This is a genomic window from Pseudomonas mandelii (genome assembly GCF_024138395.1).
GTDB classification, from domain to species: domain Bacteria; phylum Pseudomonadota; class Gammaproteobacteria; order Pseudomonadales; family Pseudomonadaceae; genus Aquipseudomonas; species Aquipseudomonas mandelii_E.
Map to the genome: position 1 here is coordinate 360,670 of NZ_JAMYDU010000002.1, position 26,052 is coordinate 386,721.

The window sequence follows — 26,052 nt, forward strand, 5'->3', positions numbered from 1 at the left end:
CCCGCCTCAGACCTGCTCGAGCGCCTCGTTCAGTGCGCGTTCCAGGTCGGCCTTGTAGCGCAGATACAGCTGGCTTGAACCCTGACCATCACCGAGCAGGCCCGACAGGTCCAGGTCGGTGATGTAGCAGCGATAGCGTTCAGTCTCGCGGCGCTGCTCGACGATTTCCCCGGCGACCACACTGAACAGTTGGTCGCCATGTTCCAGCTCCGAAAACTCCCGCTGATTGCAATACAACGTGACCTGCACCTGCCCTGGTGCGGCTTTGCCGACGATGGCCTGCACGTCATAGAACGGTTTGTTGACCGGGGTTTGCGGCGCCGGCCGGGCTTCGACCCGTCGCGGCCGTGCGGTACCTGACGGCAACAACTGGTAATACAAAGTCTCCAGGCTCAGTGGCTGGGCTGCGTCCATCGGCAGCAAGGCATCGCGCCGGTACTGGATCGATTGCAGGAAACGTTGCAGCGGCACCAACAGGCTTTGTTCGTCGTGATAAGGCAAACGCTGCTGCCACAGGGCATTGAATTCATCCAATACATACACATCGGCCTGGTGTTCGTTGATCCGGTAGAACACCTGAACGCAGTCGGGTTGCCCCATGGGCAGGATCAGCGCCAGGTCGTGGTCTTCCAGTGCCATCGGGTCCAGATGAAACGGGCTGTAGCTCGCGAGTTCTTCGCTGAGGTAGTTGAATAGCTCCGGCAGGGTGGCGAGGGCGACGTGATTGACCTGGCCCGGCACCAACTCCAGCACGTGGTAATGCTGCTGGACCTGAATCAGGTAACGATGATTGAGTTTGCTCAGCAGCAAGTTCTGCGCGGTGTCGAGGATTTCTTCGACCCGCCGGGCAATGAATTGCGCGCGGTTGTGGCAGAAGCAACGCACCCGCAGCTTGGGCTGTTGTGGCCCGTCGGGCAGGTTATTGAGGTAATCGCGCAGGCAGTCGAGCAGGGCGTGGGGGCCGTCAAAACGGCTGACCAGCACCTCGTTCCAGCTATTGAGCGTGACCTGATCCAGGGTCAGCACCAGGTTTTCCCGCACGCCGGCGTAGCTCAGGGAGTCGGTGCGCTCGGTGGTCATCAGGATGTTCAGGTCGCGATGGTGCCTGAGCGGATCGACGCCGACGTTCACCAGAATCAGTATTTCGCTCGGCACACTGGCGCGCAGCAATGACTCTTCGGCGACGGTGTTCAGGGGCAGGGCGATGCTTTGTTGCAGGCTGCCGAGCAGATTGAACAGTTCGAATTCGCTCAAGTCGCTCGTGCCGGGGTGCAGGGCCAAGCGGGTGCTGCTGTCGATCACGCCGTTGCGGTGGCACCAGGTGAGCAGTTCCAGTAACTGGCGGCTGCGCTTGATCGGTGAGAAATGCTCCCACTCGTGGACGGTCAGGCTGCCGTTATACAAACCCCATTGGGTTTGCCCCGGTTCTTTTTTGTTTGGGGCCTGCACCAGCGTCAGAGTGTCCTCGGCGAGATCGGGGGCGATGCCCGGGTTGATGAACTCGACCTTGTCGGCCTTGCGCTCGAAGGCTGCATACAGCCGCCGGCCCAGCACATTGAGGTCGCGCTTGTTGATCAGGCTGACGGTCTGTTCGTTGCGGGCAAACTGCGTCAGGAAGCGGTAGCTGTAATTCAGCTCGCCAACCAGGGCTCGGCGTTCGGCGCTGACCTGGCGGACTTTCCACTGGCTGCGGCTGTCGAGCAATGCGAGCTGACGCTGATCCCAATGCCATTCCTGGGCCAGGCGTTCGAGTAATGAACGCTGCCAGCTCTGGGTACGACCGCTGCTGCCGGTGAGCTTGCGGTTGACCTTCAGGTACAGCGCGCGACGTACCAGCTCCAGCCGTTCCGGTTCGCCCCGGGCCGTGAGGTATTCCTCGATTCGCCGGTAAACCACGACGTATGGATCCAGTTCATCGAGGTCCAGTTGATTGGCAAACACCGCTTGCTTGAAACGCAGGCTCAGGCACTGGACCTTGGGGTGTTCGCTGGCGTAGACCTCGGTCAGTAGCAGTTTGAGCACCGATTTGTAGGGTGACTCGATGCCTTTGAACAACTGCCAGAGCCCGGCACCGATAAATTCCCCGGGCGGGATATACGCCAGATGCCCCAGATCCAGGGTTTCGTCCGCACGGATGAAACGCTTGGATAACAGCGTGTGGGTATACCGGTCATACGCCGCCTCTTCGTAAACCGGCACTAGCCACCAGATGGGGGTGCGGCCGGCCAGCCAGATCGCGGTGCGGTAGAACTCGTCCAGCAGCAGGTAGTGCTGGGTGGTACCGCAGTCTTCCGAACTCAGTTGGGTGTCGCGCTCGCCGAGCACGAAGCGAGCCGGGTCGATCAGGAAAAAATGCGCCTCGGCGCCCTGGCTGGCGGCCCATATCTCAAGCAACTGACATTTCTTGCGCAGCTCAGTGAGTTCGCTTTCGCTCAAGTCCGGCCCGTGACAGACCCATACGTCCATGTCGCTCTGGTCAGCCTGGGCCAGCGTGCCGAGGCTGCCCATCAGGAACAGGCCGTGAATCGGTCGCGGTGGATTGCTGCCGTGGCGCGGCTTGTAAGAAAACGAGCGGGTCAGGCGCTGGGCTTCGGCGAGGGCGTTGGCGTCAGGTTCGAAGTTCGACAGCCCGGCCGGAGTGCTGCCCGAAACGTAACCCGGCAACAGCGGATGATTGACATGGAAAAACAGCGGCAGCAGGGTCAACACCGTTTGCTGGCGGGTCGATAACCCTTCCATGGCACGGGCCATGCGGCCCTCGTTGAGCTTCAGAAAACGGGCGCGCAGTTGGCTGAGAACCTTGCGGTCGATTCCCTCGTCCAGATCGGGGCGGATTTCATGGGTGCGGGTCATGTCAGCTCAATCCGGCTCGCGGGGCTCGGACGTGGAGGGCTCGGGATGAGGGGCAGTTTAGCGCCTCGGCCCCGGGACTTTTAAGCTGATTTTGTATTTCTGGCGTCAGGTTTCTATCGCACGACGACAGCGGGCATCAAAGTGTGCCCGCGGAAATCCCGTAACAGAGGTTTCCGTGGGCGATGCGGTGATGTTCAGGCTGTTTCGCGCACGGACAGAATGGTTAGAACGGTTTGCACATTTTGTGCAGCGTCACGCCCCAGGCTGGTCAGATAACCGCCATCGGGCTGGGTGATCAATTCTTTATCGAACAGTCTTTGGGCGGCGGCAATGGCTTTCGGGGCAGCGGTCTGATGAATTTTCAAACCTTCCTGGGAACTGTCCAGGTTGAAGAGGGCGAGGATTTCCAGTTCGGCAACCAACTCAGGGGTAAGCGACATAAGGACTCCAGACTTTCTAGGAATTGGACGATAGCGCTCCTAAGGTGATCCCACTCGCGCAGCATGTCCAGTGCTGGCAACAGGGTTTTTTCGTCTTGGGGAGGGAGCATTCCCAAGCGGGAGATGGTTTCTGTAGGAGCGAGGCTTGCCCGCGAAGAACGATATCGCGGTCTTCCTGAAAAACCGCGTCATCGTTCTTCGCGGGCAAGCCTCGCTCCTACGGGAGGTTATTTCTTTTCCGGCGGCAACTCTGGCAGCGCGCGCAGCGCGGTTTCGTACCATTCGGTGTTGAACGCGCGGTCTTCTTCGAGGATCGCGTCGATTTCCACCGCCAGTACGTGGGCCATCAGGTTGAGGATTTCTTCACGCTCGTAACCCACCAGGGTCAGTTTGTTGAAGGTCGCCTTGGCCGCTGGCGGGTTATCGCTTTCGATCTGGTTCTCGATCGCTTCGATCAGCGTCGTCTCGGTGAACTCTTCTTCGTCGTTATCGATATCGTTTTGCTCGCTCATGGCAGGCTCCTCAAGGAAAGGCGGCCAGTTTACCTGCATTCAGCGCTGTGATGCTGCTGGCAAGAAGTGCCCGGGCGTTCTATAACTGGCGCTGCCAACCCCCTGCACGGCCTGGAGGCTATCTAATGCTCAAGCTTTATGGATTTTGCGTCAGCAACTACTACAACATGGTTAAGCTGGCGTTGCTGGAGAAGGGACTGCCATTTGAAGAAGTGCCGTTTTACCCAGGCACTACCCCCGAGGCGCTAGCCATCAGCCCGCGTGGAAAGGTTCCGGTGCTGGGCGTCGAACAAGGTTTTATCAACGAAACCAGCGTAATTCTCGAGTACATCGAGCAGAGCCAGAAAGGCACGCCGCTGCTGCCGAGCGACCCCTTCGAGCGAGCGCAGGTTCTGGCCCTGGCCAAGGAGATCGAGCTGTACATCGAACTGCCCGGCCGCGCCTGTTATGCCGCGGCGTTTTTCGGCATGACGGTACCGGAGGCTATTCAGGAAAAGACCAAGGCAGAGTTACTGCTGGGGTTTGCCTCGCTGGGTAGACACGGCAAGTTCGCCCCTTATGTAGCGGGTGACAGCCTGAGCGTGGCCGATCTGTATTTTATCTACAGCGTGCCGCTGGCGTGTGCAGTGGCGCAGAAGCTGTTTGATATCGATCTGTTGGCCGAGATGCCGGCGGCCAGGGCGCTGCTGGAGCGTCTGGAGCAGAAACCGCATGTGCAGCGGATCGCGAAGGACAAGGACGCGGCGATGCCCGCGTTTCTGGCGATGATCGCGCCCAAAAAGTAGACGTGTAACGATCTTGAGAATGCCTTCGCGGGCAAGCCTCGCTCCTACAGGTTATACGTCGTGCGGCAATGGTGCGAACAACACAAATCCTGTAGGAGCGAGGCTTGCCCGCGAAGCTTTTAGCGGCTGGCGAGCAACGCCTGGCCGCGAGCAACAGCCTTCTTGACCTGCGCCGGCGCAGTCCCGCCGATGTGGTCGCGGGCATTCACCGAACCTTCCAGGGTCAGCACGGCAAATACGTCCTGCTCGATCTGATCGCTGAACTTGCGCAGTTCTTCCAGGCTCATTTCCGCCAGGTCCTTGCCGCTTTCCACGCCGTATTTCACGGCATGGCCAACGATCTCGTGGCAATCACGGAACGGCAGGCCGCGGCGAACCAGATAGTCAGCCAGGTCGGTGGCGGTGGAGAAACCGCGCAGAGCTGCCTCGCGCATTATCGCGTGTTTCGGCTTGATCGCCGGGATCATGTCGGCAAAGGCCCGCAGCGAATCGCGCAGGGTATCGGCGGCATCGAACAGCGGTTCCTTGTCTTCCTGGTTGTCCTTGTTGTAGGCCAATGGCTGGCCTTTCATCAGAGTCAACAGACCCATCAGCGCACCGAATACCCGGCCAGTCTTGCCGCGAACCAGCTCCGGGACGTCCGGGTTTTTCTTTTGCGGCATGATCGAGCTGCCGGTGCAGAAACGGTCCGGCAGATCGATGAACTGGAACTGCGCGCTGGTCCACAACACCAGCTCTTCGGAGAACCGCGACAAGTGCATCATCGCGATGCTCGCGGCCGAGCAGAACTCGATGGCGAAGTCGCGATCGGACACGTTGTCCAGGGAGTTTCCGCCGACGGCGTCGAAGCCCAGCAGTTGAGCGGTGTATTCGCGGTCGATCGGGTAAGTGGTGCCGGCCAGCGCGGCGCTGCCCAGCGGCATGCGGTTGGTGCGCTTGCGGCAGTCGACCAGACGCTCGTAGTCGCGGCTGAGCATTTCGAACCAGGCCAGCATGTGGTGCCCGAAGGTCACCGGCTGGGCGGTTTGCAGGTGAGTGAAGCCCGGCATGATGCTGGCGGCTTCGCGCTCGGCCTGCTCCAGCAAGCCTTGTTGCAGGCGGGTAATTTCGCTGAGGATCAGGTCGATCTCGTCACGCAGCCACAGGCGGATGTCGGTGGCTACCTGGTCGTTGCGGCTGCGGCCGGTGTGCAGCTTTTTACCGGTCACGCCGATGCGGTCGGTCAGACGCGCCTCGATGTTCATGTGCACGTCTTCAAGGTCGATGCGCCAGTCGAACTGGCCGGCCTCGATTTCACCCTGGATGGTGTTCAGACCATCGATGATGCTGTCGCGCTCGGCATCGGTCAGCACGCCGACCTTGGCCAGCATGGTGGCGTGGGCGATCGAGCCCATGATGTCGTGGCGATACAGGCGCTGGTCGAAGGTGACGGAGGCGGTGAAGCGGGCGACGAAGGCGTCGACGGGTTCACTGAAGCGGCCGCCCCAGGACTGATTGGTCTTGTCAGTGCTCATGAATTCGCTCGTATCGGCTTGAAGAAAGATGGCGTGGAACGCTGACGCGGATAATAACAGGGTTGCCGATTCTGTCGCTGACACTGGTCGACAGGTTTTTTTCTCATCGTGCGACCCCTGCTCGAAGCAAGCGATACGGAAATTGCGCAACGATATTTTTCAATTGAGCAATATCGTCCCGGCAACCGTCTACAGTTGGACAGAGGATCAGCGCACTTCTCGATGCTGCAGCTGACTATAGAGAGAAGAGGGGTGTTCATATTGCGTATCAGAAAACCCTACGGCGATGCCTCGCCAGTGCGGGCCTGGGCCGTCAGTCACCCGGCAGATGAAAATTTAGCCGCCGGTCTCGCGGCACTTTTTGGCCCTCGCGCTAGTCTTAGCGTGGATCGCGGTGACGGACGTCACTTCACCTGTCTACGCTATCCTTGTGCGAGACTCACGCAGGAATCCAGCGCAATATGAATGTCCTGATCGTTGATGACGAACCCTTGGCCCGCGAGCGCCTGAGCCGAATGGTCGGCGAACTCGAGGGATACAATGTCCTGGAGCCCAGCGCCACGAACGGCGAAGAAGCGTTGGCACTGATCGACAGTCACAAACCGGATATCGTGCTGCTCGATATTCGCATGCCGGGCCTCGATGGCCTGCAAGTGGCTGCACGATTGTGCGAACGCGAAACCCCGCCCGCCGTGGTGTTTTGCACCGGGCCCGATGAATTTGCCGTGGAAGCCCTACAGGCCAGCGCCGTGGGCTATCTGGTGAAGCCAGTGCGCACAGAACAGTTACACGAAGCATTAAAGAAAGCCGAGCGACCCAATCGCGTCCAGCTCGCGGCCTTGACTCGCCCGGCAGCCGAAACCGGTAGCGGTCCGCGCAGCCACATCAGCGCCCGCACCCGAAAAGGCATCGAACTGATTCCGTTGGGTCAGGTGGTCTACTTCATCGCCGACCACAAGTACGTCACCTTGCGTCATGAAGGCGGTGAAGTGCTGCTCGACGAACCACTCAAGGCCCTCGAAGACGAATTCGGCGACCGTTTCGTGCGGATTCACCGCAACGCACTGGTTGCTCGCGAACGCATTGAGCGGCTGCAACGCACGCCCCTGGGGCATTTTCAACTGTTTCTCAAAGGCCTGAACGGCGATGCCCTGATCGTCAGCCGACGCCATGTGGCCGGCGTGCGCAAAATGATGCAACAGCTTTAATCCGCCATTCAGGGCGGGTTTCTACCCTATTACCGGACATTCAGGGCCAGGGAGGCCAAGCAGTTTCTGATACAAGTCAAAGTGGATTTGGCTGAGCTGTTATTATCTGCCGTATCTATTCAGTACGGATTGATCCATGTCCTCTCGCGAAATCCGCATCGCCACCCGAAAAAGTGCTCTCGCCCTGTGGCAGGCCGAATACGTCAAGGCTCGTCTGGAAGAGGCCCATCCAGGCCTGCTCGTGACGCTGGTGCCCATGGTCAGTCGTGGCGACAAGCTGCTCGATTCGCCGCTGTCGAAAATCGGCGGCAAGGGCCTGTTCGTCAAGGAACTGGAAACCGCGCTGCTGGAAAACGCAGCCGACATCGCCGTGCACTCCATGAAAGACGTGCCGATGGACTTCCCCGAAGGCCTCGGTCTGTTCTGCATTTGCGAGCGCGAAGACCCGCGCGATGCCTTCGTCTCCAATACCTACGCCAGCCTGGATGAGTTGCCGCCAGGCAGCATCGTCGGCACCTCCAGTCTGCGTCGCCAGGCCCAGCTGCTGACCCGCCGCCCGGACCTGGAAATCCGCTTCCTGCGCGGCAACGTCAACACTCGCCTGGCCAAGCTCGATGCCGGCGAATACGACGCCATCATCCTCGCCGCGGCGGGTTTGATTCGCCTGGGCTTCGAAGATCGCATCACCTCGGCCATCAGTGTCGAAGACAGTCTGCCGGCCGGTGGCCAGGGCGCGGTCGGTATTGAATGCCGTAGCGCCGACACTGATATCCACGCGCTGCTGGCGCCGCTGCATCACCAGGACACGGCCATTCGTGTAACTGCCGAACGTGCCCTTAACAAACATCTGAATGGTGGCTGCCAAGTGCCAATTGCCTGCTACGCCGTGCTTGAAGGCGAGCAGATCTGGTTGCGTGGTTTGGTGGGCGATCCGAGCGGCGGTCTGCTGCTCAGCGCCGAGGCCCGTGCGCCACGGGCTGATGCCGAGGCGTTGGGTGTGCAAGTGGCCGAAGACCTGCTGAGCCAAGGCGCCGCCGACATTCTGAAAGCAGTCTATGGCGAGGCAGGGCACGAGTGACTGGCTGGCGCCTGTTGCTGACGCGCCCTGCGGATGAGTCGGCGGCGCTTGCCCGTGTGTTGGCAGACGCGGGGGTTTTCAGCAGCAGCTTGCCGCTTTTGGATATCGAGCCGATTCCTGCCTCTGACACAATGCGCGAAGTGATTCAGAACCTGGAAAGCTATTGCGCGGTGATCGTGGTCAGCAAACCGGCCGCCAGAATCGCGGTCGATCTGCTCAACCAGTACTGGCCGCAGCCACCGGCTCCGAAGTGGTTCAGCGTGGGGGCGGCGACGGCGCAGATCCTCGAGGATAACGGGCTGGATGTGAGCTTCCCGGTCGACGGCGACGACAGCGAAGCCTTGCTTGAGCTTGCGCCGTTGCGCGAGGCTGTTGCCCGACCCCACCCACGGGTGCTGATCATGCGCGGGGAGGGTGGGCGCGAGCTGCTGGCTGAGCGTTTGCGCGAGCTTGGTGCTAGTGTCGAGTATCTGGAGTTGTACCGACGCGGTTTGCCGCAGTACCCGTCGGCAACGTTGCCTGACCGGATCAAAGCGGAACGCTTGAACGGGCTGGTGGTCAGCAGTGGACAGGGTTTTGAGCACCTGCACCGATTGGCTGGCGATACCTGGCCGAGCATGGTGCGGCTGCCGTTGTTTGTTCCAAGCCCCAGGGTCGCCGAGCTGGCACGCGCCGCCGGGGCCCAAACAGTTGTGGATTGTCGTGGCGCCAGTGCCGCGGCCTTGCTGGCGGCGTTACGGGAACACCCCGTGCCCGTTTTCTAATGCAAAGGATGGATACGTGAGCGAAACAGCCTTGCCTAAAGATGACGTCCGGCCCGTGCTTGATGCGCCGGCTGATGCACCGGTTGAAACTGCGCTACCTGCTGTTGAGCAGCGCCGAGGCAATGGGTTGGCAATCGTCGCGCTGCTGTTGGGCGCTGCCGGTGTTGCCGTGGGCGGTTGGGGAGTCTGGCAGGTGCGTCACCTGCAAGCCAATAACCAGCAACAGTTGAGTCAGGTTCAGGCGCTGAACGATCAGGCCCAGAGCTTGAAACTCAACGAGCAACGCCTGACGGCTCGCCTCGAGCAAATGCCGGCCGCCGAGGAACTCGACGCGCGCAGTCGCTTGGTCACTCAACTCCAAGGCGATCAGCAACGTCTGAATCAACGTCTGGAAACCGTCCTCGGTGCGAGCCGCAAGGACTGGCGTCTGGCCGAAGCCGAGCACTTGCTGCGTCTGGCCAGTCTGCGTCTGTCGGCGTTGCAGGACATCAGTAGTGCCCAGGCCCTGGTGCAAGGCGCCGATGAAATTCTCCGTGAACAGAACGACCCCGGGGCTTTCGCCGCTCGCGAGCAAGTGGCCAAAACCCTGGTAGCCCTGCGCAGTACCGAACAGCCGGATCGCACCGGCTTGTTCCTGCGACTGGGTGCCTTGCGCGATCAAGTGATCAACCTCACTGAGCTGGCACCGGAATACAAGGACCGTGGCGAATCCCTGCTGGGCCTGACAGCCGATGGCGACGGTGCCAGTCGCTGGGCACAATGGTGGGATCAGATCTCGCGCTATATCCGCATCGATTTCAACGCCGACAAGAATGTTCGTCCATTGTTGGCAGGGCAGAGCCTGAGCCAGGTGCGTCTGGCCCTGAGCCTGACGCTGGAGCAGGCGCAGTGGGCCGCGCTCAATGGTCAGGCCGCGGTTTACACTCAGGCGCTGGCCGAGGCGCGGGACGTTCTCAAGGGCAACTTCAATCCGGACAACCCTCAGAGCAAGATCATGCTCGAGCAGGTGGCCGAGTTGAGCAAGCAGCCGGTCACGGTGGTCACGCCGGATCTGACGGGCACGTTGAGTGCGGTTCAGGCTTACCTTGAGCGCCGCAACGTCAACGCCGAAGAATCGGTGAAACCTATGGCCAAACCTGCCGCGAGCACTACGCAGGAGGCCATGCCATGAAGCGCCTCTATGTGATCGTGTTCGTGGTTATCGCCGCTGCCGCCGCGCTGGGGCTGGCGATTGCCGAGCATTCCGGCTACGTGCTGATCGCCTACAGAACTTTCCGTTACGAATCGAGCCTGTGGGCAACCCTGGCTCTGGTGGTCGTGCTGTGGCTGGTGTTCTGGGGCATCAAGGCGTTGATCGAGCTGGTGACGACTTCCGGTGGGGTGGTCAATCCATGGTCGCGGCGCAATCGCAGTCGGCGGGTGCAAGTAGCGATAGAGCACGGTCAGCTGGATTTGGCCGAGGGCCGGTGGGCCAGTGCGCAGCGTCACCTGTATCGCGCCGCGGAAGCCGAGCGCCAGCCGCTGCTGTACTACCTCGGTGCTGCCCGCGCCGCGAACGAACAAGGTCACTACGAGGAAAGCGACAACCTGCTGGAGCGCGCCCTCGAGCGACAACCCCAGGCCGAGCTGGCGATTGCCTTGAGTCATGCCCAATTGCAGACGGACCGCGGCGACACTGAAGGCGCTCTGGTTACCCTGCAAGCCATGCATGAGCGTCATCCTCATAACGTCCAGACGCTGCGCCAGTTGCAACGCCTGCATCAGCAGCGGGGCGACTGGTCGGCTGTGATTCGCTTGTTGCCGGAGTTACGCAAGGACAAGGTGTTGCCACCGGCCGAGCTGGCTGAACTGGAGCGTCGCGCCTGGGGTGAGAATCTTTCGTTGGCGGCGCACCGGGAAGAGGACGGAACGGTCGGTTTGCAATCGCTCAATCGCGCCTGGCAGCAACTTACCGCCGCTCAGCGCCAGGAACCGCAACTGGTACTGGCCTATGCCGAGCAATTGCGGCAACTGGGCGCACAGGTCGAGGCCGAAGAGGTCCTGCGTATAGCCCTCAAACGCAAATACGACAGCCATCTGGCGCGCCTGTACGGGCTGGTTCGCGGCAGTGATCCGGCCAGGCAACTGCACACTGCCGAGGGTTGGCTTAAGGATCATCCCGCCGACCCGAGCCTGTTGCTGACGTTGGGGCGTTTGTGTCTGCAAAGCAGTCTGTGGGGCAAGGCTCGGGATTATCTGGAAAGCAGCCTGCGTGTGCAGCGCAACCCTGAAGCCTGCGCCGAACTGGCGCGGTTGCTGGCGCAACTGGGTGACACCGATCGCAGTAACCAGCTGTTCCAGGAGGGCTTGGGCCTATTGGATGAGCGCTTGCTGGCGGCCCCGCTGCCCGTGCCGGTTCACGCCTGACGGCCCCTGTAGCAGCTGGCGCAGCCTGCGTTCGGCTGCGCGGCAGTCGTAAAACAGACACCACGGTTTGGTCAGACAAGCCGCATCAAACTTAGACGATTGCTGCGCAGCCGAACGCAGGCTGCGCCAGCTGCTACAAGGGGCGGGAATCGCTTCGAATCCGCCATTGTTTCAGCGTTGTAATCCTTCGCCGGCAAAGTCCTACAGGGGACTACATCAAATCCTCTCGACACTGTCGGGAATTCCCTACACTTCTGGTGAAGTGTCCGTGGCAGCCTGCCTTGAAAGGCTGCCGCGCTTTCCTCTACCGTAACCACCTGTCTCTACTGTTACGGAAAAGCCATGTCTTTGGCCTGCTCACGCTCCTTGTTTTTCATGGTTTTCATTGCAGGTGCCCTGGCCTTGGGCGTTTCCTATCACCTGGAATATGTGGTCGGCCTCAAGCCTTGCGGGTTGTGCCTGTTGCAGCGGGTTTGCCTGGCTCTGCTCACGGCTGTCTGCCTGGCGGCTTCAGTGCAGGGACCTGGCCGCTTTGGATCCTTCCTGTATTGGTTGCTGGGTCTGCTTTGCAGTCTGGCGGGTACCGTCACGGCGTGGCGGCAAGTGGTGTTGCAGAGCGATCCGGTGCATCAGCTATCGGCATGCTCGCCCAATCTGGCCGATCTGTTTGCCAGTACGCCCTGGTTGTGTGTCGTGCAGCGAATGTTTAAAGGAACCGCCGACTGCGCGGAAATTTCCTGGACGCTGTTCGACCTGAGCATCCCGGAATGGAGTCTGCTGTTCTTCGTTGCGATGATGCTTCTGGGTGGGTATCAGTTGCTGCGCCTTGTCTGGATCACGTGTCAGCGACCGCTCAGCGGCGACTCGTCGCACCGGGTACTGGCAGGTGATTAAACACTTGTATGAACTTTATCTCCTGCGTACCTTGAAGCCATAGGCGCGCGGGCATAATCTGGCCCGCACGTGTCATTGGATTTATGTTGCTCGAATGACGCTCTGCCTGGTCGATTCTTGATCTTCAAGTGCGCGACAGGTGTAGAGCAGCATGACCCACAAGGGAAGAGAGAATCACCATGCTCGAAAGTTGTCAGAATGCTCAGGAACGTTGGGGTGGAGTGCATCTGCTGATCGATCGCTGGTTGCAGGAGCGTCACGAACTGGTTCGGGCCTATGACGCTCTCGGCGCCAAGCCCGAAGCTTTGGGCGAGAACCGAAAACCGTTGCAGGAATTCTGCGGTGTGCTGGTCGACTACGTGTCTGCCGGGCATTTCGAAATCTACGAACAGCTGACGAGCGAAGCCAAGGCGTTTGGTGATACTCGCGGTCTGGAGTTGGCCGAGACGATTTACCCGCGCATCGACGTCATCACCGAGAAGCTGTTGGCGTTCAACGATCTGTGTGATGCAGGCAAGTGTGTCGCGGAGAAATTCAAGGAGCTGGGTGGCTTGTTGCACGAACGCTTCGAACTGGAAGACTGTCTGATCGAAGTGCTGCACACCGCTCACAAGGAAGAGGATTCGGTTCAGGCCTGAACCTTATCCAGCAACACCCTCAAAACGGTGCGCAAATGCGCGCCGTTTTTCATTTCCGGCTTTCAGGTTTTCGCGCCGCGCAATTCGACTTCGAATACCAGCGGCGTGAACGGCGCGATCAAATCGCCGGCACCCTCGGCGCCATAGGCTTGGGACGATGGAATCACCAGACGCCATTTTGCGCCGACCGGCATGTTTTGCAGCGCACTGCGCCATCCGCTGATTACGCTATCAAGACTAAACCACTGCGCCTCGCTGTTCTGGTCGAACACTGAACCGTCAGGCAGGCGTCCGATATACAGCACCTGAACCTTGCCATTCGGACCGGCCTTGGCACCGGTGCCCGGCGCCAACTCTGTCAGCAATATTCCATCGGCCAGTTCGCGAACGCCAGGTTTGGCTTTTTCTTCAACGAGAAACCGTCGCTCGTTTTCCAAAGCCAACTCGCTTTGCGGCACAGGCGATTGCATGGCAACCCGGGCTTCATGCTCGGCCAGAATCTGTTCGATCCGCTCATCTTTCAGTGCCAGCGGCTTGCCTTGATAGGCTTGCTGCAAACCTTCGAGCAATGCTTGAAGTTGCAGATCCGGAACTTCCTGGCGCAAGCGTTCGCCAAGGCTTGCGCCCAGGCTGTAAGCGAGATCGTGAGCGTCATTTGCGGCATTTTTTTCGGCGGCCTGGGCCACGGAAAAAAACACGCACAGCGATAAAAAAAGGTAGCGCGTCATGGGCACTCTCCGACCTGAGATGCGCAGGATTATGCCAGTGTGGATGCGCTCGAAGGTGAACTGGTTTCAGTTGCGCGCAGAACATTTTGGCGATGTTGCAACGGAGTGCTTTCGATACTGTCAACATGCCCTAGCGGCGGTAGCAGCAGAGGTCTAGTATGAGCCGCATTCACGTCAGCCAGGAGGTAAACCATGTCGGCCACCAAGAAGCCTGTAAATACTCCGTTGCACTTACTCCAACAACTCTCGGGCAGCTTGCTCGAGCATTTGGAAAACGCTTGTTCCCAAGCTCTGGCTGATGCTGAAAAACTGCTCGCCAAGTTGGAAAAGCAGCGCGGAAAAGCGCAGGAAAAACTGCACAAATCCCGGACCAAATTGCAGGACGCTGCGGCGGTCGGCAAGGCCAAGGCGCAAGCCAAGGCCAAAGAGGCGGTGAAAGAACTTGAGAACTTGCTCGATGCCCTCAAGGATCGCCAGTCCGAAACGCGCAGCTACATCCTGCAGCTCAAACGCGACGCTCAAGAAAGCCTGAAACTGGCCCAGGGTGTCGGTCGTGTCCAAGAAGCTGTCGGCAAGGCGTTGTCCCTGCGTTCGGCCAAGCCAGCTGCAGCACCTGCGAAGAAAGCCGCTGCCAAACCAGCTGCTGCAAAAGCACCCGCCAAGCCTGCTGCCAAAGCTGCAGTGAAAGCCGCAACCAAGCCAGCCGCAAAACCGGCGGCGAAAAAACCAGTCGCTGCCAGTGCTGCGAAACCAGCGGCTAAAACGACGGCTGCCAAACCTGCCGCCAAGCCCGCTGCTGCCAAAACAGCTGCCGCTAAACCGGCTGCAAAAACCACGGCTGCGAAACCCGTCGCGGCAAAAACTGCAGCGGCTAAACCTGCTGCCAAGCCAGCCGCTAGAACTGCCGCCGCGAAGCCGGCTGCCAAACCCGCCGCCAAACCTGTCGCGGCCAAAACCGCCGCAGTCAAGCCTGCTGCGAAATCCACTGCGAAACCTGCTGTAAAAGCTGCGGCCAAACCCGCTGCTAAACCGGCCGCTAGACCTGCTGCTGCGAAACCTGCTGCTGCCAAGCCAGCCACTGCTGCCAAACCAGCCGCGGCAAAACCTGCTGCAAAACCAGCAGCCAAAACCGCGGCCAAGCCAGCAGCAAAACCGGCCGTGAAAAAGCCAGTCGCCGCTGCCAAGCCGGCCACTGCGCCAGCGATCAAGCCAGCAACTTCAGCCCCGGCTTCCTCGGCTTCGCCAGCGCCTGCGGCAACCACCTCGACCACCACGTCTGCGCCAACGCCAGCCGCGTCGTCGAGCACCAGCACCACCCCAACCAGCGCTTCCTAAGTGCCGGTTACCGCGACGCGCAGCTGATGCAGCGCGTCGCGGTCCAGGTTGGCGGCGCCTGCCGCCATACCTTCCAGCCAGGCCGAGAGATCGGTCGCCTCATTCTGCGGCCAGCTCTTTGCCGATCGCTCCAGTCGCAACAACAGCGCTCGTTCAGCTTGCAGTTCCAGGGCTTTGACTTGCTCGCGCAACATATTCAGTTCGACGTCTTCGGTCGCGCCGGCTTTCCATTGGCTGCGCAACGCCCGTAGCGGTCGCACGACCTCCGCGTCCCAAGGCTCGGCCACATGGCGAAGCTGTTGCAATCGTTGTTCGTTGCAGGCGACTCCTCGCTGTCCCAGCCACAACCCACAAAGCAGCAGGCACACGTTCACCCCCCTCGACTGCAATTGCAGGCAAGCAGCTTCAACGCCGGGACGGGCGTAAGTGCCAAGGGAAAAGCTCCACAGGTCAGAGGACATAGTGCTACTCGCGCCAGTTGCGAGCGAAGCTGGTAGACTCCGCCGCCATTATGATTCGACTTCAGAACCTGACTTTACAGCGTGGCCCGCAACGTCTGCTAGAAGACGCCGAGCTGACCCTGCACGCCGGCCACAAAGCCGGCCTTATCGGTGCCAACGGCGCCGGCAAATCGAGCCTGTTCGCCTTGATTCGTGGCGAACTGCACCCGGACTCGGGTGACTGCTTCCTGCCGGCCGACTGGCGCATCGCCCACATGCGCCAGGAAATCGAGACGCTCGAACGCATCGCGGTCGACTACGTGCTCGATGGTGACCTGCGCCTGCGCGAGGTGCAACGCGACCTCGCCGCAGCCGAAGCGGCCCATGACGGTGCCGCTCAGGCCCGCCTGCACTCGGAACTCGACAGCGCCGACGGCTACACCGCCGACGCCCGGGCTCGAAAGCTGCTGGCCGGGCTTGGGTTCACCAACGAGCAGATGGATCGACAGGTAGGAGATTTCTCCGGTGGCTGGCGGATGCGTCTGAATTTGGCGCAGGCTTTGATGTGCCCTTCAGACCTGTTGCTGCTCGATGAACCGACCAACCACTTGGACCTCGACGCCATCATCTGGCTCGAAGAGTGGCTTAAAAGCTATCCCGGCACCTTGATGCTGATTTCCCACGACCGAGACTTCCTCGATGCCGTGGTCGATCACGTAGCCCACGTCGATCAGCGCAAGATCACCCTGTATCGCGGTGGTTATAGCGCCTTCGAACGCGCCCGTGCCGAACGTCTGGCCCAGCAACAGCAGGCCTACGAGAAGCAACAGGTGCAACGTGCGCACATGGAAAGCTACATCGCCCGCTTCAAGGCCCAGGCCACCAAGGCCCGTCAGGCCCAGAGCCGGATCAAGGCGCTGGAGCGGATGGAAGAGTTGTCCGCCGCCCACGTCGATTCGCCGTTCGACTTCGTCTTCCGCGAATCGACGAAAATTTCCAGTCCGCTGATCGACCTGTCGGATGCTCGTCTGGGTTACGGCGACAAAGCCGTACTGGAGAAGGTCAAGCTGCAACTGACCCCCGGCGCGCGGATCGGTTTGCTCGGCCCGAACGGCGCGGGTAAATCGACCCTGATCAAAAACCTCGCCGGTGAGCTTAAGCCATTGGCCGGTCGCCTGACACGCGGTGAAAACACCGTCGTTGGCTACTTCGCCCAGCATCAGCTCGATTCCCTCGACTCCAAGGCCAGCCCGTTGCTGCACTTGCAACGCTTGGCGCTGACCGAGCGTGAGCAGACCTTGCGCGACTTCCTCGGAGGGTTCGACTTCCGCGGCGCGCGTATCGATGAGCCTGTACTGAATTTCTCCGGCGGTGAGAAAGCGCGTCTGGCCTTGGCATTGATCGCTTGGGATCGTCCGAACCTGTTGCTGCTCGACGAACCTACCAACCACCTGGACCTGGAAATGCGTCTGGCGCTGACCATGGCCCTGCAGGAATTCAGTGGCGCGGTACTGGTGGTTTCACACGATCGCCATCTGCTCAAAAGCACCACTGACAATTTCTATCTGGTGGCAGATGGCAAGGTCGAGGAGTTCGATGGCGACCTGGAAGACTACGCCCGTTGGCTGGTCGAATACCGTCAACGCAATGCCCCGGTCAGCAATACCCCGGTCAATCCGGACAAGACCGACAAGAAGGCCCAGCGCCAGGCCGCTGCTGCATTGCGTCAGCAGTTGGCACCGCACAAGCGCGAGGCCGACAAGCTTGAAGCCGAGCTGGGCAAGCTGCACGAGAAGCTGGCGAAGATCGATACCAGCCTTGGCGACAGTGACATTTACGAGCCGATGCGCAAGAACGACTTGCGTGATCTGCTGGCTGAACAGGCCAAGCTGAAGGTGCGTGAAGCCGAGCTGGAAGAAGCCTGGATGGAAGCGCTGGAACTGCTGGAAAGCATGCAGGCGGAGCTGGAGGCTCTGTCCTGATGGAAGCCTTCAAGCTGCCGTTGCCGGCTGGGTGGGGCGAGCCGCTCTGGCTGGTCGTGCAAATCCTGCTGATCTTGCTGGCCGGCTATATCGCCCAGCGTCTTGTCGCTAAATGCCTGACTCGATTGGGCGAGCGCTATCCGTTTCCGCCGCAGTTTTTCATGCCGCTGCGCGGCGGTTTGCGCTGGCTGATCATGGGCAGCGCACTGATCTTTGTGCTGGAACGCCTTGGCGTATCGGCCACGGTACTCTGGACGGCATTGTCCGGTTTCGTTGCGGTGGCTGCCGTGGCGTTTTTCGCCATGTGGAGTGTGCTGTCCAACCTGCTGTGCGCGATCCTGATCTTCACCGTCGGCCCGTTCCGCATCGGCGATGTGGTCGAATTGGTGGATACCACCGACAAGCCCGGCGTCAAAGGCCGGGTGGTGGCAATCAATCTGCTCTATACCACGCTGATCGAAGCCGAAGAACTCGGTACCGGCAGCGCCATGGTGCAAGTGCCCAATAGCCTGTTCTTCCAGCGCTCGGTTCGACGCTGGCGCGGCACGGATGTGTTCCCTTCGAACGGGTTCGAAAAGTAAGCCTTCTGTTGCCTGACACATCCCTTTCGCGGGCAAGCCCGCTCCCACAGTTTTTGGGTTGGATTGCAGGTTTGTGATTAGACCGAAACCCTGTGGGAGCGAGCTTGCTCGCGATGGCGGTTCGTCAGACGATAGGTCCTTCAAGCCGTAAACGCTGGTCGGCAGTCGCCATGTCCGACAAAAAACGATAGTCATCGGCCCAAAGGCGCATTAGCTTAGACGTCTGTCACGAGTCTGAGTCGAGGTGTGCGATGCTGCTTCAAACATGGCTGGCGTTTTTTGCCGCCTGCTGGGTGATCAGTCTTTCCCCCGGTGCCGGCGCCATTGCGTCGATGTCCAGCGGTTTGCGCTACGGTTTCTGGCGCGGTTACTGGAACGCCCTGGGCCTGCAACTGGGCCTGGCGTTGCAGATTGCGATTGTCGCTGCCGGTGTGGGGGCGATCCTCGCGGCCTCCGCGACAGCCTTTTACGCGATCAAATGGTTTGGCGTGGCGTATCTGGTCTACCTCGCGGTCAAGCAATGGCGCGTGCTGCCCAATGACATGAGCGACGACGCTGCCATCCGGCAGATCGGCAAGCCGATGGCGCTGGTGTTTCGCGGTTTTCTGGTGAATGTCAGCAACCCCAAGGCCCTGGTGTTCATGCTCGCGGTGCTGCCGCAATTCATCGACCCCCACGCGCCGTTGGTGGCCCAGTACCTGATCCTCGGCGTGACCATGATCTGTGTCGATCTGATCGTCATGGCCGGCTACACAGGTCTGGCGGCCAAGGTGCTGCGTTTGCTGCGCACACCCAAGCAGCAAAAACGCATGAACCGCACCTTCGCCGGGCTGTTCATTGGCGCGGCGGCGTTCATGGCGACCCTGCGCAAAGCGGCGGTGTAAAACCTTCAGGCACAAAAAAGGCGACCTCTTCAGATCGCCTTATCGTTCCCATGCTCTGCGTGGGAATGCCTCAACGGACGCTCCGCGTTCGGCTCTTTGGGATGCAGAGCGTCCCGGGCTGCATTCCTTTGCTGCGCGTGGGAACGATCAGGCAGTGAGTGATCGATCCGGATCTCAGTGCAGAATCACCGGCGCCGTATCCCGCGGCAGGTTATTGCGCAGCGGGGGCTGCCCCGGCTGCTCATAGCCACCGCCACCGAGCTGTTGGCTCAGTTGCGCAGCCACATCCTCACCCAGCGCCTTGGACACGTCACGCACCACCCGTGGGCGGTTCAGCGAAATCTTGATATCCCGACCATTCACCAGTTTGGTGTCCTGACCTTCGCCCATCGCCGTGAAGGCTGAGGTGATTTCATAGGTCTTGGTGTTGATCAGACTGAAATCCGCCACCAGCGTCAGCCCCAGTACCGCGGAATAGCTGTCGGTGTTGGCCAGTTCGTTCATGTCGCGGGTGAAGTCGATGTCTGACACGGTGCCGAACAGCACATAATCGGCACCCTTGAAGCTACCGGCCTTGATCCGCTTGATCACGTCATACACGTCACCTTTGGACGATGCCGTGTAAGGCGTGCCCTGCACCAGCTGGAACATTCCGGTGCGCAGAATCTCGCCCTTGATGTCGCCGGTGAATTTTCGCAGTTCACCTTGTTCGATGTAGCTGCTGGTCGCTTCGATCTCGTTGTAACTCGAAGAGCCGCTGGCGCCGTAATAACTCTGGCTGTGGTTGCTCTGTGCCGAAACGATGTGGATGTATTGCTCCACGCGCTCCTGGTACGCCAGATCCGTCACCGCGACTTTCGGGGCCGCTTGCACGCTGAACGCGCAAGCCAGGGCCATCATGCCAATCCATGTGCGCATCGATTAACGCTCCGTGGTTTTGCGAATCTCTTTTTCGTCCATCCACTCGGCCAGACCGCTTTCAACGTCGATCAACTGCAGGCTGAATTTGTAGAAGACGTCCTTGTAATCGCTGCTGCGCTTGACGATCGAGCTGATCGAGCCTTCGATGCGATACTGGGCAGCGATCATGTTACCAGTCTTGGCCACGGTGCTTTTCTTGTACAGGCCGCTCTGGTTTTGCAGCTTGAGCTGGTCAACCTGGCTTTGCATGGCCGTGTTGTCGCTGGCGAAGCGGGCGACGCCGGTCTTCATCAGTTGAGTCTTGATGCTGGTGGTGATTTCGCGGGTATCGATGTACTCGCTGGTCTTGTTCTTCACGTCGTAAACCTGAACCACCGGACGGCCTTGCAGGATGCCGGACTGGGCCAGGGAGCGGGTCATGGATTCGGCGATCATTTGCAGGTCGGTGGAACCGAACTCATTGGTGACGGTTTCTACGGCCTTGGTGTCGCCATAGCTGATGTTTTTACTGCCCAGGGTCGGCGAAGTGTTGGCGCAACCGCTGGCCAGAAGGGCGATGACGGCGATGAACGAAAAGCGTGCAAACATGGGAATGCTCTCTAGAACTGAATGAAAAGGGTGTGGTACTTAAGGCGTTTTGATTTCGAGACGGAAATCCACGGCTTTGGCGGTTGGCGCAATGGCCTGAATGAAACTGGTCTGCTCGCCGTACATCATCTGGCTTTTCCAGGTTTCTTCTTCGGCAACCGGGAAGCCTTCAGGGCCGAGCCAGGCAAAACGGTAGTAGAAAGTCTTGTTGTTGTAGCTGGTATTACTCAGCTGCGCATTGACCGTCATGAAGCCGTTTTCCCGGGCCACGCGCATGGCGCCGACCACGATGTTCTTGAGCTTGCCCATGGCCACGACCTTGCTGGCAGCGCTGCCTGGCTCCGGCGGTGGCGGGGTGGCGCAGCCGGCCAGCAAGGCCAGGGCGACGACAGCGATGAATTTGAAACGCATGCAAAAGACTCCGTTCTTAAGGTTGTTTGAGGCTGGCCATGGCGGTCGGGTTGGCGCTCGGGATCAGGTGCGCAGCCACGCCGCTGGCGAATACTTGATTGCCCACGGCGCGCAGGGTGATGACCTGAAAGCGCTGATCGACGGTGACCTTGACCATCGAGCCGCCCACGGCGCTCGGCAGCGTGACGCTGTGTTCGCCTGTCTTCAATCGCAGGCGCACCACCTGAGTGTTGTCCGGCAGCGTGCGCCACGTACGGGTATCGGCGCCTTCGAGCACAGCTGAAGAGATACCGACTGCAAGGCCCGCCAGCGGGTTGGTTTCGTTGATTTGCTTTTGTGCCACGCCACGGGTGATCGCCCGCACGGTGGTGCGCAAGATGATGCCCGGCATGTCGTCACGCAAAGCGCGGCGGGACATGGCAGTGGTGCTGTTGAGTTGCGTCAGGTTCAGTTGCTGACCGTCCACGCCGATCTGGGCGAAGGTGGCGGTGGAGGTATCCGGTTTGATGATCGGGAACGACAGCGGCGTGATCACCACGTTGTTGCTGATCGGCAATGGCAGCGGAATGCGGATCGAATCGCGGGACGGCGCCAGACCGCTTTGCACCACGATCAGGATGTCGCTGTTCTCGTCCTTGGCGGGTTTGTCGAGGTTCACCAGCGCCTGTTCCAGCAACGGTGTGTTCGGACGCAGTTCGGCGGCTTTGCGATAACCCGGCGCCGCCAGATCTTTCTCGCCCAGGGCTTCATAGACGAAGCCGGCCAGGTAATGGCTGAACGCACTCTGGTAGCTGTTTTTCAGGCCGACCACTTCCGGCGCGTCGAGGCTGGCCACCGGATAACCCTGAAGATCCTTGTACTGGGTTTTGACGCCTTCCTTCTCGGCTTGCTCTTCGCTCTTGAGGTATTCCTTGTCACGCAGCTCGGCAATCACCGCTTCACGCTCGTGCGTCTTCTTGATCGCGGTACGCGCGCCGTCGAAATCGTTCACCGCCAGCAGGTTGAGGGCCATCTGCGTGGTCAGCATGACTTTTTCGTAGTCGTAGCCTTCGTAGCGACGAACCTTGTCGTTGACCAGGAAGCTGCCGAACTGAGCCAGGTATTTGTCGGTGTCGAGTTTGACCGCGTCTTCCCACTTGCCCACCACCTGATCGGCGCTGGTCCAGGCGTTCTGGCTGCCGGACAAGTCGCCCTTGGCGCGCAGCAGTTCGCCTTTCTCGAAGTAATAGAGCAGGTCTTTGTCTTTGCTGGTGTTGTTCTTTTCCAGCAGGGTCAATGCGGCGTCGACGTTGCCGGCAGCCAGTTGCTGGTTGGTTTGTGCAAGTTCCGAATCGTAGTTACGAAAGGCCGAGCAGCCGGAAAGCAACGTGACAGCGCTGAGCGCGATCATGGTGTGGGCGCGGAATGCCATAAGGGGTACGTCTTCCCTGAATATAAGCAGCCGCGTGCTGGTCGGGCTGTTGGGACCTATCGACAGGGAGACTGGCGTCCTGCCAATTCCTCATAAAAAGAGGAGCTTAAATGCCGTATCGCAATAACGACGGCGCGGCATTATAAACAGGGATGCTGGCCATGTAATGGCTTTTTAATTACATGCTTTCACAAATGTGCCATTACTTATTTCAGACCGGATACCACACTGCTTTTAGGTGCAGAGGAAGGTTCGAAAGCCACCCCGTTGCTGTAAATCCGCCCGCCTAGCGCTCGCAGGCCTATGACCTGATGGTTCTGCTCAATGCGGATTTTCAGCGGCGCGACGCCGGGCGCGTTGGGCAGGCTGATCAGGTGCTCACCTTTTTTCAGGCGCAAGCGCGCCACCAGGGTGATGTTGGGCAAGGTGCGCCAGGTTCGGGTGTCCGCGTGCTCGAAGCCATCATGCTTCGTCACGTAAGAGGCTTTGCTCGGGTCGCGTCGGTTGTCTGTGCCCTGGACAGAAGCGGCCAGGTAGGCGCGATACGCGGTGCGTTGAATGATGCCTGGCATATCGTCGCGCAAGGTGCGCAGCGACATGTCGGTGATGCTGTTGACGGGTATCAGTTGCTGTTTGCGACCGTCGATAGTCATCTGCGTGAACGCTGGGGTTGACGTGTCGGGAACCATCACCGGAAACGACACGTTGGCGACGATCACCTGATTGTCTTCCAGGCGCACCGGATAGGGGACACGAACCGAACTGCGCGCCGGCGCCAAGCCGCTTTGCACGATGATCAGCACATCGCTTTCATTTGCTTTGGCTTTGGGTTTGTCGAGTTCGCGCAATGCGTGTTCGAAGAAGGGCAGGTCGGGTCGCAACTCGATGGCCTGGCGATAACCCGGGGCGGCAAGATCACGCTCACCCAGCGCCTCATAGGTAAACCCGGCCAGGTAGTGACTGAACGCACTCTGATAGCCGTTTTTAAGCGCGATCACGGCAGGCGCATCAAGGGTCATCACGGGGTAGCCCTGAAGATCCTTGTAGTGCACGCGAACGCCCTGAGCATTGGCTTCTTCTTCGATTCGCTCGTATTCCTTTTCCCGCTGGCGGGCGATCAGTGCTTCACGTTCGTGGGTTTTCTTGATGTCGGCGCGGGCACCGTCGAAGTCATTCACGGCCAACTGGTTCAGGGCCATCTGCGTGGTCAGCATGACTTTTTCGTAGTCGTAGCCATCGTAGCGACGCAGTTTGTCGTTGATGATGCTGCCCCAGTGATTGCCCAGCGCGGACAAAAGCTGTGTGCCGGTAGACTCGACGGTGTCCTGGCGCTGGATCACCATTTGCTCCGCGCTGCGCCAGGCAACCTGGCTCTGCGGCAACGCACCAGCGGCACTCAGGACTGCACCTTTTTCGAAGTAGTAGAGCAGATCCCGTTCTTCTGACGGGTTGTGCAGTTCCAGCAGTTGGAGAGCACCCTGCGGATTTCCCGCTTTCAACTGGGTGGTTGTTTGCTCCAGTTCCAGGTCGTAGTCGCGGTAGGCGGCGCAACCGATCAGTTGCAGGGCGAGGCTTAACAGCAGCGAGAAAAACAGATGTGAACGCATGGACGATGATTTCTTCCCTGAACTGAGCCGCTGGAGGGTGGCAATTGGCCGCTAAATGTACACGCCGTTGTGCAGGAAATACCAACAAAGCTTGAGTGAAACTCATTCAGAGTGAACAATGTGTTACTTCGTATTTCCATTTGAGATTTATTCATGACTGCCTCCTCTCGTTTTCTGGCGTGGCTCGTGCTGCCGATGATCGCGTTCTGCAGCTTCAATGCGCTGGCCGAAACCGCGGAAGGTGCGCCCAAGGCCCTGCATTTGCTCGATTACATCGGCGCCGATTACCCAGCGACGGTGGAGGCGGGCAAAGTCATCGATGAGTCCGAATACCGCGAACAGCAGGAATTCCTCAAGGTGCTGCAAGGTTTGATCGCCGATTTGCCGGCCAAACCCGAGCGCGCAGAACTGGAGCAGGGCGTCAGCAAACTTGGCGCTGCGATTGCCGCTCGCAAGGATGGCGCGGATGTTGCCCGTCAGGCGCGGCAGCTGGGGGCAAAACTGGCGGTGACCTATGAGGTCAGTCAGGCTCCGGTCATTACCCCGGACCCGACTCGCGGCGCGCCGCTGTTTGCCCAGCAATGCTCGGTGTGCCATGGCGATGCGGGCGCTGGTGATGGGCCGGCAGGTGTCGGCATGACGCCACCGCCGGCCAACCTGCGCGATGCCGTGCGACTGGACCGCTTGAGCCTCTACGCGATCTACAACACGCTGGGCATGGGCGTTGAAGGCACCGACATGCCGGCCTTCGCCGATCAACTCGATGATCGCCAGCGTTGGGACCTGGCGACCTATATCGCCAGCTTCAGCGCCGATCCGGCCACGGCAAAATCCGGGAAAACCTACAACATCGCCGATCTGGCACGTCAGACGCCAGCCGAAGTGCAGGCCGCCGAAGGTCCGCAAGCAGCCGCGATCTTCCGCGCGCAACGGGCGCAACCGCCGCAGGTCCAGCGTGGCCCGGGGCAGTTGCTTGATTACACGGCCGCAACGTTGGACAAGAGCATCGCCGCCTACCGCGCCGGCGATCACGATCAGGCCTACGACCTGTCGGTGGCTGCGTACCTGGAAGGCTTCGAGCTGGTCGAAAGCTCTCTGGACAACGTCGACGCCAACGTGCGCAAAGACACCGAGAAGTCCCTGATGGCTTACCGTCAGTCGTTGCAGGACGGCTTGCCGGTGGCCCAGGCCGAGCAGCGTCTGGAGGCGGCCAAGATCAAGTTGAAAGAATCCGCGGGCCTGCTCGGCAGTGATGGCTTGAGCTGGTCGCTGAGCTACATTTCCGGTCTGTTGATTCTGTTGCGAGAAGGCCTGGAAGCGATTCTGGTGCTCGCGGCGATCCTCGCGTTCCTGCGCAATACCGGTCAGCAATCGGCGGTGCGTAGCGTTAACGTTGGTTGGGGACTTGCGCTGCTGGCCGGGCTGGCGACCTGGGCGGTGGCGGCGTATGTGATCGACGTCAGCGGTGCCCAGCGTGAACTGCTGGAAGGCGCGACGGCGTTGTTTGCCAGTGTCATGGTGCTCTGGCTTGGTGTGTGGATGCACGACCGTCGCCACGCAGCGGCTTGGCAGGATTACATCAAGAGCAGCCTGGTGAGCGGGGGCGGGCGTTTCGGCTTTGCGATCCTGGCGTTCTTCTCGGTGTATCGCGAGCTATTCGAAGTGATCCTGTTTTACGAAACCCTGTGGTTGCAGGCCGGGCCGGCAGGACACAACGCCGTAATGGCGGGCGGAGCGACGGCGCTGGTATTGCTGATCGGTCTGGCTTGGGTAATTTTGCGCGGTTCGGCGAAACTGCCGCTGGCGTTGTTCTTCGGCATCAATGCCGGGCTGTTGTGCGCGTTGTCGGTGGTGTTTGCCGGCCATGGTGTGAAGGCGTTGCAGGAAGCCGGGATCTTCGGCACGCGGCCGGTGCCGTTCTTTGACTTCGACTGGCTGGGGATCCACGCTGATGCCTATTCGCTGAGTGCTCAGGCTGTGGCGATCATTGCAATCATCTTGCTGTACAGCCGAAGCCGGATGGCCGAGAAGCGTAGGGTGCAGGTTTCTTAAAAGGCATTCGCTTCGCTCAT

24 protein-coding genes and 1 pseudogene are annotated in these 26,052 nt (G+C 60.0%); 14 read left to right on the forward strand and 11 right to left on the reverse strand.

Features of this window, described 5'->3' with window-relative positions; translation table 11 throughout:
• Window positions 1-6: 6 nt before the first annotated feature.
• The 3 genes from NHU87_RS05020 to NHU87_RS05030 form a co-directional block, all read right to left on the reverse strand.
• Complete coding sequence (locus NHU87_RS05020) at window positions 7-2,853, reverse strand: class I adenylate cyclase (RefSeq protein ID WP_253546194.1); 2,847 nt, start codon at window positions 2,851-2,853, stop codon at window positions 7-9.
• A 194-nt stretch (window positions 2,854-3,047) separates the two neighbouring features.
• On the reverse strand, window positions 3,048-3,293 hold the full coding sequence (locus tag NHU87_RS05025) for a TIGR02647 family protein (protein ID WP_007894898.1): 246 nt from the start codon (window positions 3,291-3,293) through the stop codon (window positions 3,048-3,050).
• A 227-nt stretch (window positions 3,294-3,520) separates the two neighbouring features.
• On the reverse strand, window positions 3,521-3,805 hold the full coding sequence (locus NHU87_RS05030) for a hypothetical protein (protein ID WP_030129109.1): 285 nt from the start codon (window positions 3,803-3,805) through the stop codon (window positions 3,521-3,523).
• Between the two features lie 125 nt (window positions 3,806-3,930).
• On the opposite strand from NHU87_RS05030, the gene NHU87_RS05035 reads away from it, so the two are divergent.
• Entirely contained in the window at window positions 3,931-4,590 is a 660-nt protein-coding gene (locus tag NHU87_RS05035) for a glutathione S-transferase family protein (protein WP_253546197.1), read from the forward strand.
• 119 nt (window positions 4,591-4,709) lie between these two features.
• Here NHU87_RS05035 and argH read toward each other — a convergent pair whose 3' ends face one another.
• Window positions 4,710-6,104, reverse strand: a complete 1,395-nt coding sequence (gene argH / locus NHU87_RS05040; protein WP_253546200.1) for an argininosuccinate lyase — start codon at window positions 6,102-6,104, stop codon at window positions 4,710-4,712.
• Between the two features lie 342 nt (window positions 6,105-6,446).
• Between argH and NHU87_RS28550 the strand changes: the two are divergent.
• The 8 genes and pseudogenes from NHU87_RS28550 to rsd form a co-directional block, all read left to right on the forward strand.
• Window positions 6,447-6,569 (forward strand): annotated as a pseudogene (locus NHU87_RS28550) (sensor histidine kinase); the annotation flags it as partial.
• The gene (locus NHU87_RS05045) at window positions 6,566-7,312 is read left to right on the forward strand and encodes a LytR/AlgR family response regulator transcription factor (RefSeq protein WP_007899317.1); all 747 of its coding nucleotides are present in this window, start codon (window positions 6,566-6,568) and stop codon (window positions 7,310-7,312) included. The pseudogene NHU87_RS28550 and the gene NHU87_RS05045, both read left to right, overlap by 4 nt.
• 136 nt (window positions 7,313-7,448) lie before the next feature.
• Window positions 7,449-8,390 carry a hydroxymethylbilane synthase gene (hemC, locus tag NHU87_RS05050; RefSeq protein ID WP_253546203.1) on the forward strand — a complete coding sequence of 314 codons (942 nt, stop codon included), beginning with the start codon at window positions 7,449-7,451 and terminating at the stop codon, window positions 8,388-8,390.
• Window positions 8,387-9,154, forward strand: a complete 768-nt coding sequence (locus NHU87_RS05055; RefSeq protein ID WP_253546206.1) for a uroporphyrinogen-III synthase — start codon at window positions 8,387-8,389, stop codon at window positions 9,152-9,154. Before hemC ends, NHU87_RS05055 begins: the two co-directional genes overlap by 4 nt.
• A gap of 16 nt (window positions 9,155-9,170) precedes the next feature.
• Window positions 9,171-10,325, forward strand: coding sequence for a uroporphyrinogen-III C-methyltransferase (locus NHU87_RS05060; protein ID WP_253546209.1), 1,155 nt, complete (start codon window positions 9,171-9,173; stop codon window positions 10,323-10,325).
• Window positions 10,322-11,560, forward strand: coding sequence for a heme biosynthesis protein HemY (locus NHU87_RS05065; protein WP_253546212.1), 1,239 nt, complete (start codon window positions 10,322-10,324; stop codon window positions 11,558-11,560). The genes NHU87_RS05060 and NHU87_RS05065 overlap by 4 nt, the downstream gene beginning before the upstream one ends.
• A gap of 342 nt (window positions 11,561-11,902) precedes the next feature.
• On the forward strand, window positions 11,903-12,454 hold the full coding sequence (locus NHU87_RS05070) for a disulfide bond formation protein B (protein WP_253546216.1): 552 nt from the start codon (window positions 11,903-11,905) through the stop codon (window positions 12,452-12,454).
• A 179-nt stretch (window positions 12,455-12,633) separates the two neighbouring features.
• Complete coding sequence (gene rsd / locus NHU87_RS05075) at window positions 12,634-13,092, forward strand: sigma D regulator (RefSeq protein ID WP_253546219.1); 459 nt, start codon at window positions 12,634-12,636, stop codon at window positions 13,090-13,092.
• 62 nt (window positions 13,093-13,154) lie between these two features.
• On the opposite strand, the gene NHU87_RS05080 is transcribed toward rsd, so the two are convergent.
• Window positions 13,155-13,820, reverse strand: a complete 666-nt coding sequence (locus NHU87_RS05080; protein ID WP_253546222.1) for an FKBP-type peptidyl-prolyl cis-trans isomerase — start codon at window positions 13,818-13,820, stop codon at window positions 13,155-13,157.
• Between the two features lie 192 nt (window positions 13,821-14,012).
• On the opposite strand from NHU87_RS05080, the gene NHU87_RS05085 reads away from it, so the two are divergent.
• On the forward strand, window positions 14,013-15,155 hold the full coding sequence (locus NHU87_RS05085; protein ID WP_253546225.1) for an AlgP family protein: 1,143 nt from the start codon (window positions 14,013-14,015) through the stop codon (window positions 15,153-15,155).
• Here the strand turns inward: NHU87_RS05085 and NHU87_RS05090 are convergent.
• Window positions 15,152-15,616: a TIGR02444 family protein gene (locus NHU87_RS05090; RefSeq protein ID WP_253546228.1), complete on the reverse strand. Its 465-nt coding sequence runs from the start codon at window positions 15,614-15,616 to the stop codon at window positions 15,152-15,154. The two genes, NHU87_RS05085 and NHU87_RS05090, sit on opposite strands and share 4 nt — an antisense overlap.
• Before the next feature lie 50 nt (window positions 15,617-15,666).
• On the opposite strand from NHU87_RS05090, the gene NHU87_RS05095 reads away from it, so the two are divergent.
• The 3 genes from NHU87_RS05095 (at window position 15,667) to NHU87_RS05105 (ending at window position 19,042) form a co-directional block, all read left to right on the forward strand.
• A complete protein-coding gene (locus NHU87_RS05095; protein ID WP_253546231.1) occupies window positions 15,667-17,577 on the forward strand; it encodes an ATP-binding cassette domain-containing protein in 1,911 nt (636 codons plus the stop codon).
• Entirely contained in the window at window positions 17,577-18,158 is a 582-nt protein-coding gene (locus tag NHU87_RS05100) for a mechanosensitive ion channel family protein (protein WP_253546234.1), read from the forward strand. The genes NHU87_RS05095 and NHU87_RS05100 overlap by 1 nt, the downstream gene beginning before the upstream one ends.
• A 251-nt stretch (window positions 18,159-18,409) precedes the next feature.
• Window positions 18,410-19,042 (forward strand): LysE family transporter, encoded by a 633-nt coding sequence (locus NHU87_RS05105; protein ID WP_253546237.1) that lies wholly within the window; start codon window positions 18,410-18,412, stop codon window positions 19,040-19,042.
• Between the two features lie 174 nt (window positions 19,043-19,216).
• On the opposite strand, the gene NHU87_RS05110 is transcribed toward NHU87_RS05105, so the two are convergent.
• The 5 genes from NHU87_RS05110 to NHU87_RS05130 form a co-directional block, all read right to left on the reverse strand.
• The gene (locus tag NHU87_RS05110) at window positions 19,217-19,960 is read right to left on the reverse strand and encodes a penicillin-binding protein activator LpoB (RefSeq protein WP_253546240.1); all 744 of its coding nucleotides are present in this window, start codon (window positions 19,958-19,960) and stop codon (window positions 19,217-19,219) included.
• Window positions 19,961-19,963: 3 nt separating this feature from the next.
• Complete coding sequence (lpoB, locus tag NHU87_RS05115; RefSeq protein WP_007899345.1) at window positions 19,964-20,551, reverse strand: penicillin-binding protein activator LpoB; 588 nt, start codon at window positions 20,549-20,551, stop codon at window positions 19,964-19,966.
• 39 nt (window positions 20,552-20,590) lie between these two features.
• Window positions 20,591-20,962, reverse strand: coding sequence for a YcfL family protein (locus tag NHU87_RS05120; RefSeq protein WP_007899347.1), 372 nt, complete (start codon window positions 20,960-20,962; stop codon window positions 20,591-20,593).
• A gap of 16 nt (window positions 20,963-20,978) precedes the next feature.
• A complete protein-coding gene (locus NHU87_RS05125; RefSeq protein ID WP_253546243.1) occupies window positions 20,979-22,373 on the reverse strand; it encodes a COG3014 family protein in 1,395 nt (464 codons plus the stop codon).
• 206 nt (window positions 22,374-22,579) lie between these two features.
• Window positions 22,580-23,980: a COG3014 family protein gene (locus tag NHU87_RS05130; protein ID WP_253546245.1), complete on the reverse strand. Its 1,401-nt coding sequence runs from the start codon at window positions 23,978-23,980 to the stop codon at window positions 22,580-22,582.
• Window positions 23,981-24,133: 153 nt separating this feature from the next.
• On the opposite strand from NHU87_RS05130, the gene NHU87_RS05135 reads away from it, so the two are divergent.
• Window positions 24,134-26,032, forward strand: coding sequence for an FTR1 family protein (locus tag NHU87_RS05135; RefSeq protein WP_253546248.1), 1,899 nt, complete (start codon window positions 24,134-24,136; stop codon window positions 26,030-26,032).
• Window positions 26,033-26,052 lie beyond the last annotated feature (20 nt).